The 24,850-nt window shown below is 40.3% G+C and carries 25 protein-coding genes; 13 read left to right on the plus strand and 12 right to left on the minus strand.

The genetic code is table 11. The annotated features are described in order from the left end of the window. Positions 1 to 164: 164 nt before the first annotated feature. Positions 165 to 1,457, minus strand: a complete 1,293-nt coding sequence (gene brnQ, locus G0029_RS06870; protein ID WP_180107442.1) for a branched-chain amino acid transport system II carrier protein — start codon at positions 1,455 to 1,457, stop codon at positions 165 to 167. A gap of 349 nt (positions 1,458 to 1,806) precedes the next feature. Here brnQ and map point away from each other — a divergent pair, with 349 nt between their 5' ends. Next, the gene (gene map, locus G0029_RS06875) at positions 1,807 to 2,601 is read left to right on the plus strand and encodes a type I methionyl aminopeptidase (protein WP_078193926.1); all 795 of its coding nucleotides are present in this window, start codon (positions 1,807 to 1,809) and stop codon (positions 2,599 to 2,601) included. A gap of 321 nt (positions 2,602 to 2,922) precedes the next feature. Here the strand turns inward: map and G0029_RS06880 are convergent, their stop codons facing one another. Further along, on the minus strand, positions 2,923 to 3,837 hold the full coding sequence (locus tag G0029_RS06880; protein WP_180107440.1) for a LysR substrate-binding domain-containing protein: 915 nt from the start codon (positions 3,835 to 3,837) through the stop codon (positions 2,923 to 2,925). Positions 3,838 to 4,116: 279 nt separating this feature from the next. Here G0029_RS06880 and G0029_RS06885 point away from each other — a divergent pair, with 279 nt between their 5' ends. After that, positions 4,117 to 5,028, plus strand: coding sequence for a LysR family transcriptional regulator (locus G0029_RS06885; protein WP_078188530.1), 912 nt, complete (start codon positions 4,117 to 4,119; stop codon positions 5,026 to 5,028). Between the two features lie 127 nt (positions 5,029 to 5,155). On the opposite strand, the gene G0029_RS06890 is transcribed toward G0029_RS06885, so the two are convergent. Together G0029_RS06890 and G0029_RS06895 are read right to left on the minus strand one after the other, a co-directional pair. Beyond that, the gene (locus tag G0029_RS06890) at positions 5,156 to 6,067 is read right to left on the minus strand and encodes an alpha/beta fold hydrolase (RefSeq protein WP_180107438.1); all 912 of its coding nucleotides are present in this window, start codon (positions 6,065 to 6,067) and stop codon (positions 5,156 to 5,158) included. Positions 6,068 to 6,091: 24 nt separating this feature from the next. Next, entirely contained in the window at positions 6,092 to 6,631 is a 540-nt protein-coding gene (locus G0029_RS06895; RefSeq protein WP_078194002.1) for a PadR family transcriptional regulator, read from the minus strand. A gap of 181 nt (positions 6,632 to 6,812) precedes the next feature. Here G0029_RS06895 and G0029_RS06900 point away from each other — a divergent pair, with 181 nt between their 5' ends. The 3 genes from G0029_RS06900 (at position 6,813) to G0029_RS06910 (ending at position 10,657) form a co-directional block, all read left to right on the plus strand. Next, a complete protein-coding gene (locus G0029_RS06900; RefSeq protein WP_180107436.1) occupies positions 6,813 to 8,837 on the plus strand; it encodes an NADPH-dependent 2,4-dienoyl-CoA reductase in 2,025 nt (674 codons plus the stop codon). A gap of 121 nt (positions 8,838 to 8,958) precedes the next feature. Then, positions 8,959 to 9,363 (plus strand): nuclear transport factor 2 family protein, encoded by a 405-nt coding sequence (locus G0029_RS06905; protein ID WP_078193923.1) that lies wholly within the window; start codon positions 8,959 to 8,961, stop codon positions 9,361 to 9,363. A 202-nt stretch (positions 9,364 to 9,565) separates the two neighbouring features. Continuing rightward, on the plus strand, positions 9,566 to 10,657 hold the full coding sequence (locus G0029_RS06910; RefSeq protein WP_180107434.1) for a YheT family hydrolase: 1,092 nt from the start codon (positions 9,566 to 9,568) through the stop codon (positions 10,655 to 10,657). A gap of 38 nt (positions 10,658 to 10,695) precedes the next feature. Here the strand turns inward: G0029_RS06910 and G0029_RS06915 are convergent, their stop codons facing one another. After that, a complete protein-coding gene (locus G0029_RS06915; protein ID WP_180107432.1) occupies positions 10,696 to 11,871 on the minus strand; it encodes an MFS transporter in 1,176 nt (391 codons plus the stop codon). Position 11,872: 1 nt separating this feature from the next. Further along, the gene (gene dkgB / locus G0029_RS06920; protein ID WP_180110167.1) at positions 11,873 to 12,679 is read right to left on the minus strand and encodes a 2,5-didehydrogluconate reductase DkgB; all 807 of its coding nucleotides are present in this window, start codon (positions 12,677 to 12,679) and stop codon (positions 11,873 to 11,875) included. Between the two features lie 109 nt (positions 12,680 to 12,788). Here dkgB and G0029_RS06925 point away from each other — a divergent pair, with 109 nt between their 5' ends. After that, a complete protein-coding gene (locus G0029_RS06925; protein WP_180107429.1) occupies positions 12,789 to 13,673 on the plus strand; it encodes a LysR family transcriptional regulator in 885 nt (294 codons plus the stop codon). Between the two features lie 112 nt (positions 13,674 to 13,785). Here G0029_RS06925 and G0029_RS06930 read toward each other — a convergent pair whose 3' ends face one another. Continuing rightward, positions 13,786 to 14,199, minus strand: a complete 414-nt coding sequence (locus tag G0029_RS06930) for an internalin (protein WP_180041001.1) — start codon at positions 14,197 to 14,199, stop codon at positions 13,786 to 13,788. Positions 14,200 to 14,428: 229 nt separating this feature from the next. Here G0029_RS06930 and G0029_RS06935 point away from each other — a divergent pair, with 229 nt between their 5' ends. From G0029_RS06935 to G0029_RS06965, 7 genes are all read left to right on the plus strand, one after another. Next, the gene (locus tag G0029_RS06935) at positions 14,429 to 16,069 is read left to right on the plus strand and encodes a CTP synthase (RefSeq protein WP_078188523.1); all 1,641 of its coding nucleotides are present in this window, start codon (positions 14,429 to 14,431) and stop codon (positions 16,067 to 16,069) included. A 31-nt stretch (positions 16,070 to 16,100) separates the two neighbouring features. Beyond that, entirely contained in the window at positions 16,101 to 16,958 is an 858-nt protein-coding gene (kdsA, locus tag G0029_RS06940) for a 3-deoxy-8-phosphooctulonate synthase (RefSeq protein WP_078188522.1), read from the plus strand. 64 nt (positions 16,959 to 17,022) lie between these two features. Next, a complete protein-coding gene (gene eno / locus G0029_RS06945) occupies positions 17,023 to 18,312 on the plus strand; it encodes a phosphopyruvate hydratase (protein ID WP_078188521.1) in 1,290 nt (429 codons plus the stop codon). A gap of 16 nt (positions 18,313 to 18,328) precedes the next feature. Next, positions 18,329 to 18,721 carry a septum formation initiator family protein gene (locus G0029_RS06950; RefSeq protein ID WP_078193918.1) on the plus strand — a complete coding sequence of 131 codons (393 nt, stop codon included), beginning with the start codon at positions 18,329 to 18,331 and terminating at the stop codon, positions 18,719 to 18,721. After that, positions 18,684 to 19,409: a 2-C-methyl-D-erythritol 4-phosphate cytidylyltransferase gene (gene ispD / locus G0029_RS06955; RefSeq protein ID WP_180107428.1), complete on the plus strand. Its 726-nt coding sequence runs from the start codon at positions 18,684 to 18,686 to the stop codon at positions 19,407 to 19,409. Before G0029_RS06950 ends, ispD begins: the two co-directional genes overlap by 38 nt. Before the next feature lie 85 nt (positions 19,410 to 19,494). Further along, a complete protein-coding gene (gene rodA / locus G0029_RS06960; protein WP_078193916.1) occupies positions 19,495 to 20,631 on the plus strand; it encodes a rod shape-determining protein RodA in 1,137 nt (378 codons plus the stop codon). A gap of 68 nt (positions 20,632 to 20,699) precedes the next feature. Then, positions 20,700 to 21,371 carry a DUF6988 family protein gene (locus G0029_RS06965; RefSeq protein WP_227591887.1) on the plus strand — a complete coding sequence of 224 codons (672 nt, stop codon included), beginning with the start codon at positions 20,700 to 20,702 and terminating at the stop codon, positions 21,369 to 21,371. Positions 21,372 to 21,391: 20 nt separating this feature from the next. Here the strand turns inward: G0029_RS06965 and G0029_RS06970 are convergent, their stop codons facing one another. The 5 genes from G0029_RS06970 to cydP are packed head-to-tail and all read right to left on the minus strand — an operon-like array spanning position 21,392 to position 24,743. Continuing rightward, positions 21,392 to 21,694 (minus strand): cyd operon YbgE family protein, encoded by a 303-nt coding sequence (locus G0029_RS06970; protein WP_078188516.1) that lies wholly within the window; start codon positions 21,692 to 21,694, stop codon positions 21,392 to 21,394. A gap of 3 nt (positions 21,695 to 21,697) precedes the next feature. Next, positions 21,698 to 21,799: a cytochrome bd-I oxidase subunit CydX gene (cydX, locus tag G0029_RS06975; RefSeq protein ID WP_002120988.1), complete on the minus strand. Its 102-nt coding sequence runs from the start codon at positions 21,797 to 21,799 to the stop codon at positions 21,698 to 21,700. Between the two features lie 24 nt (positions 21,800 to 21,823). After that, a complete protein-coding gene (cydB, locus tag G0029_RS06980; protein WP_078193913.1) occupies positions 21,824 to 22,969 on the minus strand; it encodes a cytochrome d ubiquinol oxidase subunit II in 1,146 nt (381 codons plus the stop codon). Continuing rightward, complete coding sequence (locus tag G0029_RS06985; RefSeq protein WP_078188514.1) at positions 22,966 to 24,552, minus strand: cytochrome ubiquinol oxidase subunit I; 1,587 nt, start codon at positions 24,550 to 24,552, stop codon at positions 22,966 to 22,968. The genes cydB and G0029_RS06985 overlap by 4 nt, the downstream gene beginning before the upstream one ends. Continuing rightward, positions 24,552 to 24,743: a cytochrome oxidase putative small subunit CydP gene (cydP, locus tag G0029_RS06990; RefSeq protein ID WP_078188513.1), complete on the minus strand. Its 192-nt coding sequence runs from the start codon at positions 24,741 to 24,743 to the stop codon at positions 24,552 to 24,554. Before cydP ends, G0029_RS06985 begins: the two co-directional genes overlap by 1 nt. Positions 24,744 to 24,850 lie beyond the last annotated feature (107 nt).

A 24,850-nucleotide genomic window follows, 5' to 3' on the forward strand; every position in this document is an offset into this window, starting at 1 on the left:
TTTCTCATCATGAAAATAAAACTTTATTTAAAAGTTCAATGACTTAGGATTATTGCGCTGTAGTAGGACAAATAAAAGTCAGTTTGGGTAAAACTCGACAATTATTGGTCACAGGTAAAATCGTCATTCGGGTAAAACTCCGATTTTAGACAGGTCAAAAAAGGTTATTTTTTAACTTTGTCAATTACAGCAGCAATAATCAGCACAATCACAGAAGGGATCAGCCATGCTAAATTTTGTTGAGCAAGCGGTAGATTGGCAATAAAGCTTGGAAGTGCATCTTCGAAACCAGCCACTTTTAAACCATCAAAAATACCGAAAATAAACGCACATGCGGTAACAGGCGCAATAACTCTTGATGGTGAAATAAACCATTTAGAGCAGAAGCTCAGTAGGATAACGGCAATCGCAGGTGGATAAATCGCACTTAAAACAGGCACTGAAACTGCAATGAGTTTGGTTAAACCTAAGTTTGAAATCAGTAGTGAGAAACCAACTAAAATGAACACAAAAACTTTGTATGGAATTTTAGTCAATTCTGAGAAATATTCAGCACATGCGCAGGTTAAGCCAATCGCGGTCACCATACATGCAACAAAGATCATTGCAGATAGGAAATAAGCGCCCATATCACCAAAAGCATGTTGTACATATGCATGCAGGATCACTGCACCATTTGTTGCGTTTGGAGCAATATCATGGCTGCCCATACCGAGTTTGAATAAACTGATATAAACCAGGGTAAGACCAATACCTGAAATAATACTGGCAATAACAGCATACTTGGTGACGAGCTTACTATCCGTTACACCGCGTGAAGTAATGGCTTTGACGATCACAATACCAAAAACTAAAGCGCCTAAGGTATCCATGGTTAAATAACCATTTACTACACCTTCAGAAACTGGTGCAGTTACGTAGTTATCAATTGCAGGTGGAATCACACCGGCAGGGATAAAGAACGCAGAGATACCCAGTATAACGAGGCCTAAAATCTTGAGTGGTGAAAGGAAATAACCTACGGTATCTAAAATTTTATTTGGGTAAAGTGAAACAATCGTCACCAATGCAAAATAAATCACGCTATAAATCAGCAGACTGTTTGCGCTGTTACCAAAATAAGAAGAGAAACCAATTTCATAAGAAACGGTAGCTGTACGAGGTGTTGCAAATAAAGGTCCAACAGCTAAGTAACACGCGACAGTAAGGATAATGCTGGCTGCTTTACCCAGAGGTGAACTTAAAACTTGAATAGAACCTTCTACACGCGACAAAGCAATAATCGTGATGACAGGTAGGCCAACTGCAGTGATCAAGAAACCAAATGCAGCTAACCAAACATGTTCACCCGCTTGCTGTGCGACAATTGGTGGGAAAATAATGTTACCTGCACCAATAAACAGTGCGAAGGTCATAAAACCTAAGGCAACAATATCCCGTGTACGAAGACTTGTCATAAAGGGGAGATGAACTGTGAAAAAAGGCAATTTTAGTGCAATTAAGCTCGTTTTTGGAGCAAAATTTATAAATCGTATAGATAGTTTTTATAATACGAATTATGAATATATTGACAGATAAAATAATGTTTTATTTATGTTTATGATAAATAAAAGAAATTTATTGTATATAAATTTTTTATAGGAATATGTTTAGCTATTAAGATTTATCAGATATAAATCAATTGGTCTAATTTTCAGCACTAAATAGGATGCTATAAGCCGAATAAATGCAGAAATATTGGCTGAATAAAACAAAAAAAATCTAAAAGGTCTATAATTCGGTGTATTCAAATTTGAGGATATTCAGATGAAAGCTTCCAAAATCACGATTAAAACCGAGCAAGATATTGAAAAATTACGCATTTCAGGTCGTTTAGCTGCTCAGGTTTTAGAGATGATCGGGGAGTATGTCAAGCCGGGCGTGACCACTGAATATCTAGACGATATCTGTAATGATTTTATCGTCAACACACTTAAAGTGATTCCTGCCAACGTTGGCTACTATGGCTATACCAAAACCACCTGCATTTCACCGAATGAAGTGGTTTGTCATGGTATTCCTTCGAAAGAAACCGTATTGAAAGACGGTGACATTATCAATATTGATGTTGCTATCATTAAAGATGGTTATTTCGGTGATACCAGTCGTATGTACTATGTGGGTGAGGTTTCGCCTGCGGCTAAAAAGTTAGTCGAAACTACTTACGAAGCGATGGTTGCAGGGATTCATGCAGTTAAACCGGGAGCAACATTGGGTGATGTAGGCTATGCCATTCAACAAGTTGCTCATCGTGAAGGCTACAGCATTGTACGTGAATACTGTGGTCACGGGATTGGTAAAGTTTATCATGAGCAACCAAGCGTTTTACACTATGGTCAACCGGGTCAAGGTGTCATTCTGAAAAAAGGCATGGTCTTTACCATTGAACCGATGATCAACAGCGGTAAAGCGCGTACTAAAGAGTTAAAAGACGGTTGGACAGTAATTACCGCAGACCGTTCTTTATCGGCACAGTGGGAACATATGGTTGTTGTAACCGATACTGGTTTTGAGTTGTTATCTCCATGGCCAGAGGGTACAGGCGAATATCCCGCGATCTAAGCTCTGTAGTGATGTTAATGCCATATCTGCTGTGTCTAAATGATTGAAGTTAAATAAAATTATACAGTTGTATATTTTTTGACTTTAGTCTAGGAGTTCGTGGTGGTTATGGGCGTTATCGTTTTTAAGACTAACTACATTTCTCTAAGTCTTAATTTGTAAGGCTTTGCCTATAGCTCAAAAAATCAGTTAGAGCTATTAACGATTTAATAAAGATGTATTTTATTTATACAATAGCCCTACAGATTCTGCTGTAGTTTCTGATTTTACTTAGTTTTTAAGTTTTCGCTTACCCATCACATGGGTAAGCTTTTTTTTTGCTTAAAATTTAGCGTGTTCATGTTGGCTGAGTTTTTCAACTAAGTAATCAATGAATACACGGACAGCAGGTAGTAAGCCACGACGAGATGGATAAACTGCATGGAAAATACCATGTGCAGCTTTCCATTCAGGTAGTACACGAACCAAAGCACCTGATTTCACGTGATCGGACACAATACTGTCGGGTAATAACACCACGCCACAATCTTGGCAGGCCAGTGCAGCTAACATAGACAGGTCAGAGCCCATCACGGTTGGGTTAACTTTGATTTTTTTCTGATGATGCTGTGCATCGGTCACAATAATATGTTGATCGAGATGCTCATCCGCCATACTTAATATTTGATGCTGAGATAAATCTTCAGGTTGTTTGAGTTCACCAAATTTATTCAGATACGCCTGACTGGCAAATAAGTGCTGCTCAATCGTTTCAAATTTACGAATGATTAAATTGGGGTCGTCGTCTAGATTTGAACGTACACGTAGCGCAAGATCGAAGCCTTCATTAATGATATCTACGCGTCGATTGGTCACCATCATTTGCACTTTAATTTCTGGATATTGCTTTAAAAATTCAGGCAATATTTTGGTCATTTCATTTTGCGCGATGGAAACAGGTAAGCTGACTTTAATTAAGCCGCGCGGCTGCGTACTGAGATGATCAACCAAATCGTGTGCGGCTTGAGCGGCATTCATCATAACTTGTGCATGGCGGTAGATATTCATACCAATATCTGTAACAGCAAAATGTCGTGAACTACGTTGAATCAGGCGGACACCTAAACGTTCTTCTAAGTTATAGACCCGACGACTCAGTTTTGATTTTGGAATATCTGTTGCACGTTCGGCTGCACTAAAACCACCATGTTCGACCACTTGGGCAAAACAATAAAAATCATCTAGATCACTCAGCACTGTTCTTATTCCATATTTGCAACGATTTTGCTAATTAACTTGAATTGTTTCATGAAGTCAATCACGTTTTGTAGTTTTTCATGTGAGAAGATTGAGCAAAATTGCCAATACTAAAGTCGGGTTAACCTTGTAATCGTTTCACATTAGCATGACCAAACAATAAATGTGGTGTATACATCTTTTAAATAACCGAATTTGAAGGATGTGATTTGAGTGTCGTCCTGATATATTCAAATAAAAGACCATTATGAAAGAAATTCGACATTAAAGGACAATGTCATGGAATTAAGACATTTACGTTACTTTGTTGCCGTTGTAGAAGAACAGAGTTTTACGAAGGCTGCTGAAAAGCTATTTATTGCTCAACCTCCTTTAAGTCGTCAAATTCAAAATTTAGAAGAAGAGTTGGGGGCACAGCTTTTTGAGCGTGGCAGCCGTCCTTTAAGAACCACCACCATTGGACGTTTCTTTTATCAGCAAGCTGTGAAATTACTTTCCAATGCAGAAGAAATTAAGCTCATTACGCAGCGGGCCAGTGCTACAGAACGTACCATTAATATTGGGTATGGCGGTTCGTTACTCTGTGGTTTATTACCTCGAATTGTTTATTTGTTCCGTCAGCAATATCCACACTTAAATGTAAATTTAATTGAACTGAGTGCAGTCGATCAGATTCAGGCATTAAAAGAAGGTCGGGTTGATGCATGTTTTAGCCGAGTTCGTGTGTCGGATCAGGCGGTTAAACGTGTGCTATTGCGTGAAGAGCCACTAATTGTTGCGGTGCATTCGAGCCATCCTTTATCTTCACAGCAGCAGATTGCATTAAATAATCTCAAAGATGAGCAGATTTTTATCTATCCAGCAACGGATGGTCAAAGTTATGCAACGCTGATCAAGTCGTTGTTTTTAGAATATGGTATGGAGCCGAAACGCTTTAACACTCAAGCAGATTTGCAGCAATCACTAGGCATGGTTGCCGCAGGCGAAGGCATTTGTATTGTTCCTGAATCTGTACAAATTATGCAGTTTAGGCATGTGAATTATGTGAAATTATCGGATAGTGCAGCCATTAGCCAAATTTATTTGATCGTGCGGAATGATGATGAAGGGGAATTGGCACGTCCTTTATTTGACTGCGTTTACCAAGTGTATGACTTGGAAGCAATTGAATACGATCGTCGGGTTTTCTAGGGTCTATTTTAAAAGTAATTATGAAGTTAATTTTGAAATTCAATTTTGAAGCAAACAGTTAAGTAACGTTTACCTTCATACAAAAATAGGCTCAATCTTGAAAGTTTTGAGCCTATTTTTTTCAGTCTTATAGGGTTACTTGTTTTAAGAACTTGGTGATTTCACGGCTAAATTTGACCGGTTCACTGATTAATGGAGTGTGTCCCGATTTTTTAAAAATAATCTGCTCAGCATTGATTAGGCTGTCAGCAATAATTTTTTGACCTTGGGCAGGATAGAGGATCGATTTTGCACCGGTGAAAAAAGTCGTCGGTGCGGTGAGTGCGGCAATGGCTTCACGATAATCTTCAGTATGGTTTAAATAATTTTGAATATACCAATATAAATAGGCCACACTTTGTGAAGGTAACATCAGCTTCTGTAAAGTTGGTTGTTGGTATGCAAAACGGAAAGCTGATAATGCATAAGGATTGCTATTTTGTAAGTCTATGAATCTTAACCAAGCGTCGACCAGACCTTGACGGTCATGTTTATTCATCTGCTGTGCAAATGGCACGGAGAGGTTAGTTGCAAGTACCTTCGATATGTCTTCTAAAATACTCAAAAACTCAGTGTGGCGTTTGCCATATAAACCATATTGCCAATCTGCATCTACTCGTATTTTAGGCGTTTGATCGATGTGCAAATAACGTTTAATTTTTTCAGCAAACTGACCGTATTTTAAACCGTGCATGGTGGTCGTTGCCCCCATGGAGTAGGCAATGACCGTGATTTTATCGTAACCAAGTTGGGAAACTAAGCTGTCAATATCTCGCCAATGGCTTGAAATGGTATCCATATTTGGAATTTGACAATGTTTAGAGCCGCCAAATCCACGCCAGTCTGGAATGATAAATTTAAAGTGTTTTCGGTGTTGATGTAGAAAAGGGTGCCATTGCCAACTCTGCATTCCCAGCCCAGATAAAACCAGAATGGGTTCTCCTTGACCATATTCACGAACATACAGTTGTTGCTGATCGGGCATTGTATAGTGTGGCATGCGGCTTCCTATTTATTTTTTGTTTTAGCGATTAAATTTATGCAACTGTGGAATGATGGTTTCGAGCCATTTGATCCAACCGATTTCCAAATCAATCCCAAGCTGTAAAATCATTTTATGAATGTACAAAGTACGGTCTTCATCATGCGCATGTGCAAAGTCTTTTGCAAAAATAGACTGGTACACTTTTAGTTTTTCTTTGTGAATTTCTAGATGACGTTCTAATTCGGGTAATACGCCATTTGTACCCAGCTGAGCTTCTGCACGTAAACGAACCATCAACTCTTCACGTAATTGAGCCGGAGGGCTTTGCTCAACCATCCAATTGGCTAATTCAACACGTCCAAGCTGTTCAACTTGGTAGGTTTTTTTACGGGTTGTACTGTGCTCATCTTCAATGGTGCTGATCCAGCCTTTTTGCAGCATGCCATTGAGTTCACGGTAGATTTGCTGATGTGTTGCATTCCAAAAAAAGCCCATAGAGCGGTCAAAACGGCGTGCAAGATCGATTCCTGTACTCGGTTTTTCAAGTAAGCTCGTGAGTAAAACATGGGCTAAAGACATATATGGCTCAGTCAAAATAGTTTTGTACTTTTTATTATGCAACATGTTGCATAAAAATCAAATCTCGCATATAAATTAGTGCAACAAGTTGCAAAAATATTGTATACGTAGATGGAAAGAGAAAGCTTGTATACAAGTGAAGATAAAAATAGCCAGCTTTTCAGCACGCTAAGGAGAAAAAATGTCAAATTATCCAAATTTATTGGCACCACTAGATTTAGGTTTTACAACGTTAAAGAACCGTGTATTGATGGGTTCTATGCATATCGGCCTTGAAGAAGCACCGGGTGGCTATGAACGCATGGCTGCTTTTTATGCAGAACGTGCTAAAGGCGGTGTAGGTCTGATTGTAACCGGTGGTATTTCTCCCAATGATGATGGTGTGACATTTGCTGGTGGTTCAAAATTAGACTCTTTAGAAGAAGCAGAAAAACATAAAGTGATTACGCAGGCGGTACATGATGCTGGCGGTAAAATTGCGATGCAGATTTTGCATACAGGTCGCTACTCGTATCAAGCCAATAATGTTGCACCTTCATCTATTCAAGCACCAATTAACCCAGTAAAACCGCAAGCTTTAAGCACAGCAGACGTCGAACGCACGATCAATGATTTTGCTCGATGTGCTCAGTTAGCACAGACAGCGGGTTATGATGGTGTAGAAGTCATGGGGTCAGAAGGTTATTTAATTAATGAGTTTATTGCTGCACGTACCAACCACCGTGATGATGAATGGGGTGGCAGTTATGAAAACCGGATTCGTTTTCCAATTGAGATCGTGCGTCGTACGCGTGAATTAGTCGGTGAAAATTTTATTATTATTTACCGTCTTTCTATGCTGGATCTGGTTGAAGGTGGTTCGACTTTCGAAGAAGTTGTGCAACTTGCAAAAGCCATTGAAACAGCCGGTGCAACTATTATCAATACCGGTATTGGTTGGCATGAAGCGCGTATTCCGACCATTGCAACCAAAGTGCCACGTGCTGCATTTACATGGGTGACCAAGAAATTAAAAGGTCTTGTGAATGTTCCTTTAATCACCTCAAACCGTATCAATACTCCTGAAATGGCTGAGCACGTACTTGCTTCGGGTGATGCAGATATGGTGTCCATGGCACGTCCAATGCTGGCTGACCCACGTTTTGTGGAAAAAGCAGAACAAGGTCGTAGTGATGAAATTAATACCTGTATCGGTTGTAACCAAGCCTGCCTAGATCATATTTTCTCAATGAAAATTGCAACATGTTTGGTTAACCCTCAAGCTTGCTATGAAACTGAACTGATTTTTAAAGAATCTGCACAGGTGAAAAATATTGCTGTGATTGGTGCGGGACCTGCAGGTTTAAGCTTTGCAACTTATGCTGCAGAGCGTGGTCATAACATAACTATTTTTGAAGCATCGAGCCAAATTGGTGGACAGTTTAATATTGCGAAAACGATTCCTGGTAAAGAAGAGTTTTATGAAACGCTGCGTTATTTCAAACGTAAAATAGAACTATTGCCTCAGATTAAATTGGTATTGAACCATACAGCAACGTATGAAGAATTAGCTCAGTCTGATTTTGATGACATCGTGGTGGCGACGGGTGTAACACCGCGTCAGTTAGATATAGATGGTATTGATCATCCAAAAGTATTGAGCTATTTACAGGTATTACGTGAACGTCAACCTGTTGGCAAACGTGTAGCAATCATTGGTGCAGGCGGTATTGGTTTCGATACGGCTGAATATTTAACGCATGAAGGTGAAAGCGGTAGCCTCAATCCTGAGAAATTTTATGATGAATGGGGTATTGATACCACTTATGCGCAAGTCGGTGGCTTGAAACATCCAGACGTCGAAGAATCGCCGCGTGAAGTGTATTTATTGCAACGTAAGGCTAAATCGGTTGGTGCTGGCTTAGGTAAAACCACGGGTTGGATTCACCGTACAGGTTTGAAACACCGCGATGTGAAAATGATTGCGGGTGCAAGCTACGACAAAATTGATGATCAAGGTTTGCATATTACCGTTGATGGTCAATCACGTATTTTAGATGTTGATCATGTGGTGATTTGTGCAGGTCAGGAATCCTATACCGCGATGTATGAACAGCTACAAGCAGATGGGAAAAATGTGCATTTGATTGGTGGTGCGAAAGAAGCAGGTGAGTTAGATGCTAAACGTGCCATTCGTCAAGGTGCAGATTTGGCTGCGGTGATTTAATCAGCCTCATACTAAACCACGACAACTTCATTCAATTTAATATGCAGTTGTCGTGCTTCCTCTCCATTTGGGAGAGGAGTTTGAGGAAAGGGAAATGATTCATCAAAAAAAAGACATAAACATGACTATTGAAACAACAAAAAAATCTGTTGCACGTTGGCACGAAATGCTTAACACACGGGATATGAATATTTTAAATGAACTCTTGGCAGAGGATGTGGTGTTTCGTTCACCTGTCGCGTTTAACCCATATCCAGGTAAGCCTGTAGTAACTTTTATTTTGACCAATGTGATTCAAATTTTTGAAAATTTTACTTACCACCGTGAGTTTTATAGTGAGGATGGCCTCAATGTTGTACTTGAGTTTTCTGCCAATGTTGGCGAGAAAAAGTTAAAAGGGATCGACATGATTCAGTTTAATGAACAAGGTCAGATGATTGATTTTGAAGTCATGCTTCGTCCAAAAAGTGGCTTGGAAGCATTGGCGGCGAAAATGGGTGAGCGCATTATGCAATATCAGCCTTAACTCTGCTGATTTTAAATGCTCATCACAGAATGATAAAAAGCATGATGAATATTGTCATGCTTTTTGCTTATGAGGCTTAAGCAAACAAATATTGCTAGCGAGATACGGTTTTGTAGATACATTTTTTTAATGAGCATTGTTAGTCAAAGTGAAAAGATTGAAATGATTTGCTGTGGTGCGAAGCGAGGTGAAGGTAAGGTCAATGAATAATGTGATTCATAAAGGGCGTCAGGCTCTTTTAAATTTTGTAGATAATGCTATCGGTGCAGAATTACCACAGCTTTATTATCATCCTGAAGGGCAAATGAAACATGTGCTGCCGAAGTTAAAGCAACTACATGAAAAATATCGCCCTACGCCTTGGCTGTCGAATACCCACGCACATTTACTATATTTTGATATCATTAAAAAGCGTCAAGTGAAGCTTAAATATGATGCTATAGAGCAGCTGACCATGGCTGATGGTGGAATCGCAGCCATTGCATGGTTAGGTTTAGATTTACCTGCGGCTGTGCCAACTGTGGTGCTCATGCATACGATTACGGGAACGCCTGAAAGTATGCGGGAAGTGGTTCGGGATCTTCACCTATATACTGGTTGGCGCATTGCACTGTGTTTAAGACGTGGTCATGCCAATTTACCTATGCCAGTTGCCAAAATAAATTTATTTGGTTCAACAGATGATCTACGTGAACAGATTGCCTATATTCAGCAGAAATTTCCCGCATCGAGTTTGTATGGTGTAGGTTCATCTGCAGGAACGGGGTTATTGGTCCGCTATTTAGGCGAACAAGGGGAGGAAACACCACTTAAAGCGGCTTTTGCTTTATGTCCGGGCTATGACACTGAGCTTGGCTTTAAAAATGTCCATCCTTTTTACAGTAAAATGATGACCAAGAAGCTCTTTCAGAAGTTTGTAGAACCCTATTCTGCAACATGGTCATCAACACCATCTTTAATAGAAGTCCTAAAAAGTAAAGATCTGGCGCAGTTTGAACGTACATATTTTCAAATGGCGGGTTTTACTGATTATGAAAGTTATGCCAAATCCACCAACCCAATTTATGTATTTGAAAATCTTAAAATTCCTTTGATGATTTTAAATGCCGAAGACGATCCTATTTGCCACATTCAAAACTTTGAACCCTATAAAGAATTAATCCGTTCTTTGCCGAATGTAGTGGTGGTGACCACTAAAAAAGGCAGTCACTGTGGTTATTATGAAGGTTTAGTCGACACCCATTCATGGGCAACCAAATTAATGGCAGATTTTTTAAAGTTATATGCGAACTAAAAAATAGCCTACTTTGGGTAGGCTATTTTAAGTATGTGTTATTCAGCTTGTGCGCAACATGCAGTAATTTGAGGTTTAAGCTTCATCTGTATCAATACTAAAATCAACGCTATAGCGCTCAGTGTAGCGCCTGCATAAGACACCGCAGCATAGCTTAGGTTAAGATTTAGCACTGCGGCACCTGTGACTGCACCCAATGCATTTCCAAGATTAAATGCACCAATATTCACTGAAGAAGCGAGGCCTGGTGCATCGTGAGCTACTGTCATAACACGCATTTGTAAAGGTGGTACGACGGCAAAGGCTGCTGCTCCCCAGATGATTAATGCAATCGCTGCGCCAATGGTGGTGGTTGCTAAAATTGGAAATAACAGCATCATCAGCATCAGTAAGACTAAAAAGCCAATCAAGGTTTTATCTAAAGACTGATCTGCAAACTTACCACCGAAATGGTTGCCGATTGAAAATCCGATCCCGATTAAAACCAACATGAAAGTGATAAGTTCAGGACTTGCATGGGTAAAGACTTTTAAGCTTGGTGCGATATAGGTATAGAGCGCGAACATAGCTCCAGCACTCATTACTGTGGTGAGCAGTGCTAAAACAACAGGCATGCGTGTTAATACTTTTAACTCTGCTCGTACATCAGGTTTTTCGGTCTGTTGCTGATGGGGTAGTGCTTTCCATAATGCCAACATGGTGATGATGCCCAGTAAGGTAATAGCCGCAAAAGACATACGCCAACCGATATTTTGCCCCACCCACGTTGCGAGTGGCACGCCGCCAATATTGGCAATGGTCAAGCCCATAAACATCATAGCAACGGCACTGGCTTGTTTATCTTTCGGCACAACACTCGCTGCAACGACAGAACCTAAGCCAAAAAATGCACCATGATTTAAACTAGTCACCAAACGTGCAGCCATTAAACCGAGATAATTGGGTGCAATCGTTGCCAAAATATTACCGATGGTAAAGATTGCCATAAGTAAAATAAGGGCAGTACGTTTTGGAAAACGTGCTAACCATAAGGTCATCAATGGGGCACCAATCATGACGCCAACGGCATAGGCACTAATCAGTAAGCCCGCTTGAGGAATAGATACCGATAAATCTGCTGCGATTTCAGGCAAAAAACCCATCGGTGAAAATTCTGTTGTGCCAATTGCAAAAGCACCTACGGCTAATGCAATTAATGGAAAATTGAATTTCATATTAAATATCCCAAACTGGAGCAAGTTCAGGTGGGTTCACTTCACGCGCATTTCTGTCGAGTGTGGCAATGGCCTGCATCTGTTCAGGTGTTAAGTGAATGTCTTGAGCTTTTAAATTACTGATTAAATGTTCACGTTGGGTTGAAGATGGAATTACGGCATAACCTTTTTGTAATGCCCATGCGAGTGCAATTTGGGCCGAAGTGACTTGGTGTTCGGCTGCAATATTTAACAGCGTTGGATCTTGCAAAACTTTGCCATAGGCCAAAGTCATATAGGATGTGACATCTATATTGTTCGCTTGCAGATAATTGGCCAAGTTTTGATTTTGCAAATATGGGCTAAGTTCAATTTGATTGGTTGAAATATTTTCCAGCCCGATGTGATCAATGGCTTGTTGAGTGAGCTCAATATTAAAATTAGATACACCAATATGTTCAGTCAAACCTTGTTTTTTTGCCTCATGTAAATGTCCCATTAATTCAGGAATATCGACTCCAAGTGCAGGTGCAGGCCAATGAATAAGTGTGAGGTTAACTGCATCCGTCCTTAATTTAATTAAGCTGTCTTTTAGACTGGGTATCAGTTTGTCGGCAGTATAATTTTCAGTCCAAATTTTCGTGGTTAAGAAAATATCAGCTCTATTGACCTGACTTTCATGGAGTGCTTGGCCTACTTCTGCTTCATTACCGTAAATTTGTGCGGTGTCTACAGCACGATATCCAAGCTCTAAGGCTGTTTTAATTGAGTGAATGACAGTATCACCTGTCAAACGGAAGGTGCCGACACCAAATTGGGGAACAATCATCAGGAATTCTCTTTTTTGAATTGATGCTATTGTGCTGCTAATTTTATTGAAGAAAAATGCATGAATTTGGAATATATTATTGATTAAAAATCACGAATTCGAATAAGCAATGAAATCGACTATTGAAGAGCTGCAGGCTTTTACTGTTATTGTAGATAGCGGCTCTATTATCAAAGCAGCAGAAAGACTGGATCAAACAGCATCTGGTGTAAGCCGCGCATTACAGCGTCTGGAATCTAAATTAAATGTAACCCTGTTAGAACGAACAACCCGCAAAATTAAGCTGACGCAAGAGGGGCAATTGTTTTTAGCTAAAACACGGCGGATATTGAATGATTTGAGCGAAGCGGAAGATTCTCTGCTGAAATTAGATGCAGATACATCGGGTTTGGTGCGAGTCGATTCTGCGATTTCGTTTATTCTGCATATGATCGTTCCCTTGATTCCAGAATTTAATGCGCGTTATCCGCATATACAGATTGAATTAGTAAATCATGATCAAGTGATTGACTTATTAGAGCATAAAGCGGATGTTGCAATTCGCTTTGGAAAATTAAACGACTCCAGTTTGCATGCAAAACTTATCTACAAGAGTCGACTGTGTTTGGTGGCGAGTCCTGTATATCTTCAGCAGCATGGACGTCCGCAAAATGCTGAAGAGCTAACCGCACATGCTTTACTTGGATTTAGTCAAATTACCCATATGAATACTTGGCCGATCCAAGTCGCAGGGAAACCTTTGACGATCCGACCAAATATTAAGGCATCAAATGGTGAAACGATACGCGAGCTTGCGATTCATGGGATGGGCATCGCTTGTCTTTCGATTTTTATGTTAGAAAAAGATATTGCAGAAGGACGATTGGTACAACTTTTAGACGATCAAATTGAGCCACATGAACAGCTTATTCATGCTGTCTATTATCAACAAGAGCATTTACCGAAACGTGTTCGTTTATTTATTGAATATTTAGCTGAAAAATTACAAGAATAGTTGTGAGAAAAAACAGTGCATCGTCGGGTACAGATTTTTATTTACATAGAAACAATAAAAAACCCGACTTTTGCCGGGTTTTTTTGATCATTTGTTTGATAAAACTTCGATCTTAGTTCTCTAAAGCTGGTGTTGCAGCAGCAATGGCAGCGGCAACGGCGTCATCTTCAGACTGTGCAGAACCAGAGTTTTGTTTAGGTTGAGCAGCTTGCGCAGGTTTTTCTGCTGCTTTAGGTGCTTCTGCTTTTGGAGCAGGAGCTTCTGCAGGAGGAGTGGGTTCACGACGAATTTCAGTTGTTGTATTCGGTGTTTCTTCACGAATCACTTCAACTTGCTGTTGAGTCGTTTCTTCAACAACTGGTTGTTCTTCAACTGGTTCTAATTGTGTAGGTACAGATGCTGTTGGTTCAGATGCTGCAACTTCAACCTGTTCCTGTTCTTCTTCTTTTGGTGCTTCTTTTTTTACACATGCTGTAAGAAGTAGACCTGTTGCGATTGCACCGCAGATTAAAAGTTTCTTATTCATAATTACACAAAACAAAAAAGTGTGGATTGGATAAATGCATTATAACAGCAAATAAGAATATAGAAATGATAAGAACTTACTCTAAATTTTTATGATAATTGCTGTTACAATAGCCAATTGTTAATTGTTCTATGAATTGATGCGGAATGACTTTGCTTTCTTGGTACAGAGTAAAGTAAAATCGCACAACATTGTAGGCCAATTTAGGCTCCATTGTACGAGAAACTTAATGACCCATTTTATTTTCGTTACTGGTGGTGTTGTATCATCACTAGGTAAAGGTATTTCAGCTGCATCAGTGGCTGCGCTTTTAGAAGCCCGTGGTTTAAAAGTAACCATGGTAAAAATGGATCCATACATTAATGTCGATCCAGGGACTATGAGTCCATTCCAACACGGTGAAGTTTTTGTCACAGAGGATGGTGCTGAAACTGACTTAGACTTGGGTTATTACGAACGTTTCTTGCGTCGTGCGAAAATGACCAAACTGAACAACTTTACTTCAGGACGAGTGTACCAAGATGTCTTGAATAAAGAACGTCGTGGTGACTACCTCGGTGGTACAGTTCAAGTTATTCCACATATTACTGACAATATTAAAGAACGTGTTCTTCGCGCAGGTGAAGGCTATGACGTTGCGATCGTTGAGATCGGCGGTACAGTAGGTGACATTGAATCTCTCCCATTCATGGAATCTGTACGTCAACTTATGGTCGAACTAGGTCATAAGCGAACAATGTTAATGCACTTAACTTTACTCCCATACATTAAGTCAGCTGCTGAATTAAAAACTAAACCAACTCAACACTCTGTAAAAGAGCTTTTGTCGATTGGTATTCAACCAGACATCCTGATCTGCCGTACAGAGCATGATGTTGATGCTGACACTACACGTAAAATTGCGTTATTTACGAACGTTGAAGCGCGTGCAGTTGTGGTATGTAAAGATGCGCGTTCAATTTACCAAATTCCACGTACTTTCTATGAACAAAACGTTGATGATTTAATCTGCGAACGTTTTGGTTATAACGATCTTCCAGAAGCTGATCTTACAGACTGGGATAACGTTGTAGATGCATTACTGAACCCTGAATATACAGTTCGTGTAGCGATGGTTGGTAAATACGTTGAACTTCCAGATGCATACAAATCTGTAAACGAAGCACTTTTACATGCGGGTATTCAAAACCGTGTGAAAGTTCAAATCGATTACGTCAATGCAGAAGAACTTGAAAGCCAAGATGTAAACGACGTATTAAAAGACGCGGATGCAATCTTAGTTCCAGGTGGTTTTGGTGAACGTGGTACAGAAGGTAAAATGAAAGCGATTCGTTTTGCACGTGAAAACGGTGTACCGTTCCTCGGCATCTGTTTAGGTATGCAGTTGGCTGTGATCGAATATGCGCGCAACGTTGCGGGTATTAGCGATGCAACTTCAACTGAATTTAACCGTTCTACAAAATCACCATTGATTGGTCTAATCACTGAATGGTTAGATGAGCGCGGCGAAGTTCAACAACGTAATGCAGATTCTGACTTAGGCGGCACAATGCGTCTGGGTGCTCAAAAATCTGAATTGGTTGCGGGAACAAAAACTGCACAAGTTTACGGTTCTGAAGAGATCGTTGAACGTCACCGTCACCGTTATGAAATGAACAACCGTTATATCCCAGTGCTTGAAGAAAAAGGCATGAAGATTTCAGGTTATTCTCCAGTACAGCGTCTTGTTGAAACTGTTGAAATTCCTGAACATCCTTGGTTTATTGCTGTACAATTCCATCCGGAATTTACAAGTTCACCACGTGATGGACACCCATTATTCGCAGGCTTTATTGATGCTGCTAAAAAGCAGTACCAAAAAGCGAAATAATGTGTTTTTGACTAAACCAGGAAGAGTTTAAATGTCACAATTAAAACCACAGGAAATTGTACGTTTAGGCGATATACAAATGGCAAATCATTTGCCATTTGTACTATTCGGCGGCATGAACGTACTTGAGTCAAAAGACCTTGCTTTTGAAATTGCTGAAACCTATGTGGATATCTGCAAACGCTTGGATATTCCGTATGTGTTTAAAGCAAGTTTTGATAAAGCCAATCGTTCAAGCTTGAACTCTTTCCGTGGCCCAGGTCTGGAAAAAGGAATTGAGTGGTTAGCTGATATTAAAAAACACTTTAATGTGCCGATTATTACTGACGTACATGAACCATACCAAGCTGCGCCTGTTGCTGAAGTTGCGGATATTATCCAGCTTCCTGCATTTTTAAGCCGTCAGACTGACCTTGTTGAAGCGATGGCGAAAACAGATGCCATCATCAACATCAAAAAAGCACAGTTCCTCGCACCACACGAAATGCGTCATATTTTGCATAAGTGTTTGGAAGCAGGGAATGACAAGCTGATTCTTTGTGAACGTGGTTCAGCATTTGGTTACAACAATTTAGTTGTAGACATGTTGGGCTTTGACATCATGAAAGAAATGAATGTCCCTGTGTTCTTTGATGTTACACATGCGCTTCAAACGCCGGGTGGTCGTGCGGATTCTGCAGGTGGTCGTCGTGCGCAAATCACGACACTGGCACGTGCAGGTATGGCAACTGGTTTAGCAGGTTTGTTCTTAGAAGCTCATCCAGATCCAGAAAATGCCAAATGTGATGGTCCATGTGCGTTACGTATGTCACAGTTGGAGCCTTTCTTGGCACAGTTAAAAGAACTCGATACCTTGGTCAAAGGTTTCGCAAAGTTAGACACACACTAATTCGATACACATTGATGCGTCACTTTTGACGCATCATTTTTATTAATCAACTGAGGAATTGTTCATGAGCCAAATCGTTGACATTCGTGCACGTGAAATTTTGGACTCTCGTGGTAACCCTACCATCGAAGCAGACGTAATCTTAGCCTCTGGCGTTGTAGGCCGTGCATGTGCACCATCTGGTGCTTCAACTGGTTCTCGTGAAGCTTTAGAACTTCGTGACGGCGACAAAGCTCGTTACTTAGGTAAAGGCGTTAAAACTGCGGTTAACAACGTTAACACAGTAATTCGTGATGCATTGTTGGGTAAATCAGTATTCGAACAAAAAGACATTGATAACACAATGATCGCGCTTGACGGTACTGAAAACAAAGAAAAATTAGGTGCGAACGCAACTTTAGCGGTATCGCTAGCTGCTGCACGCGCTGCTGCTGATGAAAAGAAAATTCCACTTTTCCAATACATCGCAGACCTTCGTAATAACAGCATTTTGACTATGCCTGTTCCAATGATGAACATCCTAAATGGTGGTTCACATGCAGACAACAACGTAGACATTCAAGAATTTATGATTGAGCCAGTTGGCTTCACTTCATTCTCTGAAGCTTTACGCGCTGGTGCTGAAATTTTCCATTCTTTAAAATCAGTTTTAAAGAAACAAGGTCTAAATACTGCAGTTGGTGATGAAGGTGGTTTTGCACCGAACCTTCGTTCTAACGAAGAAGCAATTACAGTAATTCTTGAAGCAATTGAAAAAACTGGCTACAAAGCAGGTTCTGATATTATGCTTGCACTTGACTGTGCATCTTCAGAATTCTACAAAGATGGTCAATACATCCTTGCAGGTGAAGGCAATAAAGCATTCACAAGCAACCAATTTGCTGACTACCTTGCTGGTTTTGCAAAACAATACCCAATCATCTCAATTGAAGATGGTTTGGACGAGTCTGATTGGGAAGGTTGGTCTTACCTCACTTCAATCCTTGGTGACAAAATCCAATTGGTTGGTGATGACCTATTCGTTACGAATCCTAAAATTCTTCAACGTGGTATCAATGAAAAAGTGGGTAACTCGATTCTGATCAAGTACAACCAAATCGGTACGTTGACTGAAACTCTAGATGCAATCTACCTTGCAAAAGCAAATGGTTACACTACAGTAATTTCACACCGTTCTGGTGAAACTGAAGATTCAACTATTGCAGATCTTGCAGTGGGTACAGCAGCGGGTCAAATCAAAACTGGTTCACTTTGCCGTTCTGACCGTGTAGCGAAATATAACCAATTACTTCGTATTGAAGAATTGACTAATGCTGCATATCGCGGTAAAGCTGAGTTCAAAGGTTTGAACTAAGCAGATCATGCTATCTATGTTAAATGTATTTGACTCCAAAGCGAGTAAAGCATTGTTGGGCCTTGCGATCTTTTTGATCGCAGGGTTTCAATATTTATACTGGTTCGGTGAAGGTGGTTATCATCAACATCAACAACTGAGTCAGAAAATACAACAACAAGTCGAACTCAATAACGAATTAAAAGAACGAAATCGCGTACTTGCAGCTGAAGTATACGATTTAAAAAATGGCGTTGAAGCTATTGAAGAGCATGCTCGTCTAGATTTAGGTTTAATTAAACCGCATGAGACTTTCGTGCAGATGAGTACGATCAGTACTCAGTACAAACCAATTTATATTGATCCAAACGCAAAAGTAGACCTACGTACCAATGAGTCAGAACCAGCCGAACTTCCACCTGAACCTTAAATTGTGGGCTATTATTCCTGCTGCTGGTTCAGGAAGTCGATTTTCTAAAACTGAACTAAAACAATATCAAAACATTGCGGGTCTAACTGTGCTTGAACACACAGTTGCACGTCTCAACCAATTGCCTTTAACAGGCTATGTATTGGCTATAGGTGAGCAAGATAATGTTGCTCAGACCTTGGCACTCACTAATCAAGAGAAGGCTCATTTTTGTTTAGGCGGTGCAGAGCGTGTGCATTCTGTACTCAATGCATTGCAATATCTATCTAGGATTGCCAATGATGATGATTGGGTATTTGTTCATGATGCAGCACGACCATGTGTCTCGCAGTTGAGTCTAGAAGATTTAGTTCAATCGGCAGTCGATTCGGAGCAAAGTGCGATTCTCGCAATTCCCGTACGCGATACCTTAAAACGAGTTGAAGCGGCACCACTTATATCAACAACGGTAGATCGTTCAACTTTATGGCAAGCGCAGACACCACAAATTGCCAAATTGGGTGTACTTAAAAATGCCATTGAACAAGCGCTTGCCGCTGGTGCGACCATCACAGATGAAGCAAGTGCCTTAGAATTTGTCGGTGAGCATGTCAATGTCGTGCAGGGTCGTTCGGACAATATTAAAATTACCTATCCGGATGACTTGGAATTGGCACGTTTAATTTTAGCGTCTCAAGTGAATAGATGATTATTTCAAGGAATATTTAAGGGACAGTGATTTTTACTGTCGCTTTAATCTATAATTCCCGCATCCTTTTTAGATCTGTTTCGCAATGATCCCTTCTCAACAGTATCGTTTTTTACGTCAGTCATTACGTGATGGCCGCAGTATAAAACACGATTCTTCTCGATGGGCTAAACTTCATTTAGACCCGTGGTTACTTTGCTTCTTGGTACTCAATGCAATATTGGGGCTGATGGTTGTCTATAGTGCGACCGCGGAAGATTCGGGAATGGTACTACGCCAAGCCACAAGTTTTGGTGTGGGCTTTATTGTGATGTTGATCTGTGCGCAAATTCCCCCCAAAGTTTACCAATCTATGAGTCCGTACTTATATGCCATCGGTATATTTTTACTGTTGTTGGTTCTGGTCATTGGTGAAAAAAGGATGGGGGCGAAACGCTGGATTAGCTTGCCGGGTATCGGCAGTATGCAGCCGAGTGAGTTTATGAAATTTGCCATGCCACTCATGATGGCGTGGTATTTTGCGCGAAAACCTTTTCCACCGAAATTTTTACAAATTGTCGGGGCATTAATTTTATTATTGATTCCATTTGCATTGGTCGCTTTACAGCCTGACTTGAATATCGGTTTGATTATTCCGGGTATTTTTGTTTTATTTTTAAGTGGTATGTCTTGGCGTTTAATTGCAGGTGCTTTAACCGCCTTTGCAATTGCAGCACCTGTACTTTGGATGTTTTTTTTACAGGAATATCAGAAAAAACGTGTACTGACGTTATTTGACCCTGAATCTGACGCGCTTGGTGCAGGTTGGAACATTATTCAATCTAAAATTGCCATTGGATCAGGTGGTTTAATGGGTAAGGGTTATACCGAAGGGACGCAGTCGCACTTGGGCTATCTGCCAGAGCATCATACTGACTTTATCATGTCGACCTATGCTGAAGAGTTTGGTTTTATTGGTGTATTTCTTTTATTTAGTTTATTTACAGCAATTATTGTTCGCTGTTTGATTATTGGACTAAATTGCTTCCATAATTTTGGACGACTCTATGCAGGAGCGATAGGATTAACTTTCTTCTTTTTTGTATTTTTAAACTCGGGTATGGTCAGTGGGATTTTACCGGTAACAGGTGATCCACTACCGTTGATGAGTTATGGTGGTACAGCTGTAATTGCGATGCTCGCAGGGATGGGGATTGTGATGTCGATTCATACGCATCGTTAAATTTTAAAGCTGGAATTAATCCGGCTTTTTTTATATTTTAAATTTTGGCATTTAAAAAATGGAAGCTGATGTTGATAGATATTTTTCGTGATTCTGAATCGATGTTGGATGAGCTATATAACGAGTTAAATCATTCAGCATTTATTGGTGGCGTGCAGCGACTTGATTTAGTCTATGAATGTTATGAATTATCCATGGAGCATGGTGAAGCCATTTTACAACTTTTAGAATCACGCCAAGATATATCTGCACTCGCATTATTTCGAATTCAATTTGAAGCTGTGGTGAGGGCATATTGGTTACTAATGGTCGCCTCTAATATAGAAATTCAGAAATTTGAAATTCAACGAGAAGAAGAGTTGCTTCAGAATGTGAAAATTCCTACCGCAGCTGAAATGATTACAAAGTTAGAAAATGTTGTAGAAATTAAGCATATTGTTGAAATGTTTAAAGAGTTTAAGTTCTATTCGTTAAAGCATTTGCATTCGATTGTGCATACTGGTCGAAACTCATTAATTCAGCGAAAAGCTGGGTTGGCGGATGCTCAGCGCATAATAATAGTAAAGCAAGTCAATGGATTTATTGTGATGGCAGCTCAAATTTTACTAAGACATGCAGCTAAAGAAAAATATATTCATCATATCCATGAAAAATTTAGAGACTGTTTTCAAATGCAAGACGATATTACAGCAGAAAAAAAAGCCGAAATTGATCGCAAATATAATAAAGCCCTCAATTGAGGGCTTTATTTAGATATTAATTAATGTAGGAACCATGTGTAGTAGCCCCATAACATCAGTGGCCAAGCGAGGAAGGGGCTAAAAAGCCATTTCCAGAACCAATGGTGTGGTGTAAAACCCACACCATGCACAAAACCACCTGAAATACCTATCATGATGAACATCAGCGCTCGATGGCTATATCCACCATTGTCATCCAGCATGGCAGCAGGATGTACAAGTAACACGGCTGCCAAAGGAAAAGCTAACAGGCAGGAAATGACCATTGCAAATTTATTTGGCTTCTTTTCTACAAGTGATTTTTCTACAGCAGCATCAGTCATTTGTTATTCCTCATCTAGATCTTGATGATGTTCGATGTAAAGCGCACTAAGTACACCTGCAAAACATGCCATCAATATACCGAGAATCCAAGCAAAATACCACATCGTCTTTTCTCCTTAGACACAGCCTTAGTATAGGCTGTGTGAATTCTCTTCAATATGTTTGTTAGTGACCACACCCCACATCTTGTAGTAACACCAAGTTGTGTAGCACAGGATAATAGGGACAAAAATACACGCGGCAACTGTCATCACAGTCAGGGTATTTTTACTTGAAACCGCATCCCACATAGTCAAACTTACAGTTGGGTTGATGCTCGATGGCATAAGGAAAGGGAACAATGCAAAACCAGCGGTTAAGATTGCACCAATGACTGCCAAGCTTGAACCAAGGAAGCTAAAACCTGCTTTACCTTTACCTGCGGCAAGGATAATGATCAAAGCACCTAAAATTGCCATGATTGGCGCAATCATAGTAATAGGATAAATACTATAATTGTTCATCCAACCTGGGTTGGCATTGGTGATCACTTCTTTAGCTAACGGGTTTGCAACGCCATTCGTGTCAAACGGTTGAGCTAATGTGTAGCCTTGGATATTACCGAAGTATAACCATGCGCCTGCAAGTAAGAAGCAAACCAAGAATACGATACCCATAAGCTGAGTCGCTTTTGCAGATCGTGCACGTAGGTCGCCGTCTGTACGAAGCATGAGCCATGCACCACCATGAGCGCAAAGCATAGATAAACTCACAATACCGCAAACTAAAGCAAATGGGTTAAGCAGCGCAAAGAAGCTACCTGTATAAGTTGAGCGAACAGTTTCGTCCATAGTGAATGGAACACCAAGGAACATATTACCAAACGCAACACCAAATACGAGGGCAGGAACGGCACCACCAATTGCTAAACCCCAGTCCCAAGAATTACGCCACTTGGTATTTTCGAGTTTAGAACGGTAATCAAAACCGACTGGACGTAAGAAAAGGGCGAAGAGTACCAGTAACAGTGCCCAGTACATCCCTGAGAATGCAGTCGCATATACCATTGGCCATGCTGCAAACAGTGCGCCACCAGCAGTAATAAACCAAACTTGGTTACCGTCCCAGTGTGGGGCAATCGTATTGATTGCCGCACGACGTTCTTCGTCTTTTTTACCTACGAATGGCATGATCGCCATTGAGCCCATATCGAAGCCATCGGTGAGGGCGAAGCCGATCAGTAGGACACCGACTAATACCCACCAAATGATTTTGAGTAATTCATATTCGATCATGCTTGAGCCTCCTCATTTGCCTTTTTTGCAGCTTCAAGTTTCTCGAAGTGGTATTTACCAGTATGTAGAGAACTTGGGCCAAGGCGTGAGAATTTAATCATTAAGTACATTTCTATGATCAGCAGTACAGTGTAGAACGCTGCTAATGCAAGGATAGAACCCCATACATCACCCGTACTTAAGCTAGAAGCTGAAAGATGTGTAGGTAGAACTTCACCGATAGTCCAAGGTTGACGACCAACTTCGGCAACATACCAACCTGTTTGTGCAGCAATCCAAGGTAACGGTAGAGCAAACAAAGCAAACTTTAATAACCAAGGTTTGTTTTCTGCATTACGTTTACCGACAGCAAATGTTGCAAGTACGAATAACAGTAGCATTAAGAAGCCAGAAGCAACCATTGCACGGAATGCCCAGAACAAGCTTGGAACATGTGGAATAGTGTCTTTTGCAGCTGCTTTGATTTGTTCGTCAGAAGCATCGACAACTTTGTCTGTGTATTTTTTCAGAAGCAAACCATAACCCAAGTCTTTTTGAGACTCAGCAAACGCTGCTTTAAGTTCAGGAGAAGTGTCGCCTGCACGAAGTTGTTCTAACTGTGAGTAAGCCACCATACCGTTACGAATACGCGCTTCGTGTTGTACGATCAGGTCTTTAATACCTGTTACTTCTTTATCAGTTGAACGTGTTGCGATAATCCCCATGACATAAGGAATTTTGATCGCGTAGTCAGTAGACATAGTTTCTTTATTTGGAATACCAAACAAAGTAAATGGCGCTGGAGCTGGGTGAGTGTCCCATTCAGCTTCAATCGCAGCAAGTTTAGTTTTTTGTACGTCACCAATTTCATAACCAGATTCATCACCCAGTAAGATCACTGAAAGTGTAGAAGCTAAACCAAAGATAGCAGCGATAGCGAATGAACGACGCGCAAATGGCAAGTCACGCTTTTTCAATAAGTAGTAACTTGAAATTGCCAGTACGAAAATAGCACCAGTCACATAACCTGCAGATACGGTATGTACGAATTTAACCTGAGCCACAGGGTTGAAAATCAATGCACCGAAGTCCACCATTTCCATACGCATAGTTTCATAGTTAAATGCGGAACCGACAGGGTTTTGCATCCAACCATTGGCCACTAAAATCCATAGTGCGGACATGTTCGAGCCAAGTGCAACCAACCAAGTGACAGCCAAATGCTGAACTTTAGATAGGCGATCCCAGCCGAAGAAGAATAAACCAATAAATGTTGATTCAAGGAAGAATGCCATCAGACCTTCAATGGCTAATGGTGCACCGAAAATATCACCGACATAGTGTGAGTAATACGCCCAGTTAGTACCGAACTGAAACTCCATGGTCAAACCAGTAGTAACACCTAAAGCGAAGTTAATACCGAAGAGTTTTCCCCAGAATTTAGTCATGTCTTTATAAATTTCTTTGCCAGAAATCACATAGGTGGTTTCCATAATGGCAAGAATAAAAGCCAGACCTAAAGTCAGTGGAACAAAAATAAAGTGATACATCGCGGTCATTGCAAATTGGAACCGCGAAAGATCGACCACGCTTTCAGAAATCATCAACGTGTCTCCTTGATTTGGGAAGGACTGCCAGCAATATGCTCGGCAACTTGATTGTCAAAGTTTTTAGGGATAGTAGGGGCGTCGAACCAAATGTTCTTAATGATCATTAAAATAATCACTTTAATTATTAGTATTGCGGTTATTTCTCTGACCACACGACGATTTAAATCTTTGAATTTTAAGCTCATGGAGATAAGCCTATTCTTTAAACTTGTACTATATTATTAACAAATATATACAAAAAGCAAATAGGTTGAACAGTTAAAATAAAAATATATTATTAAGCATAGTAAAT

It is taken from the genome of Acinetobacter sp. YH12138, assembly GCF_015218525.1.
GTDB classification, from domain to species: domain Bacteria; phylum Pseudomonadota; class Gammaproteobacteria; order Pseudomonadales; family Moraxellaceae; genus Acinetobacter; species Acinetobacter amyesii.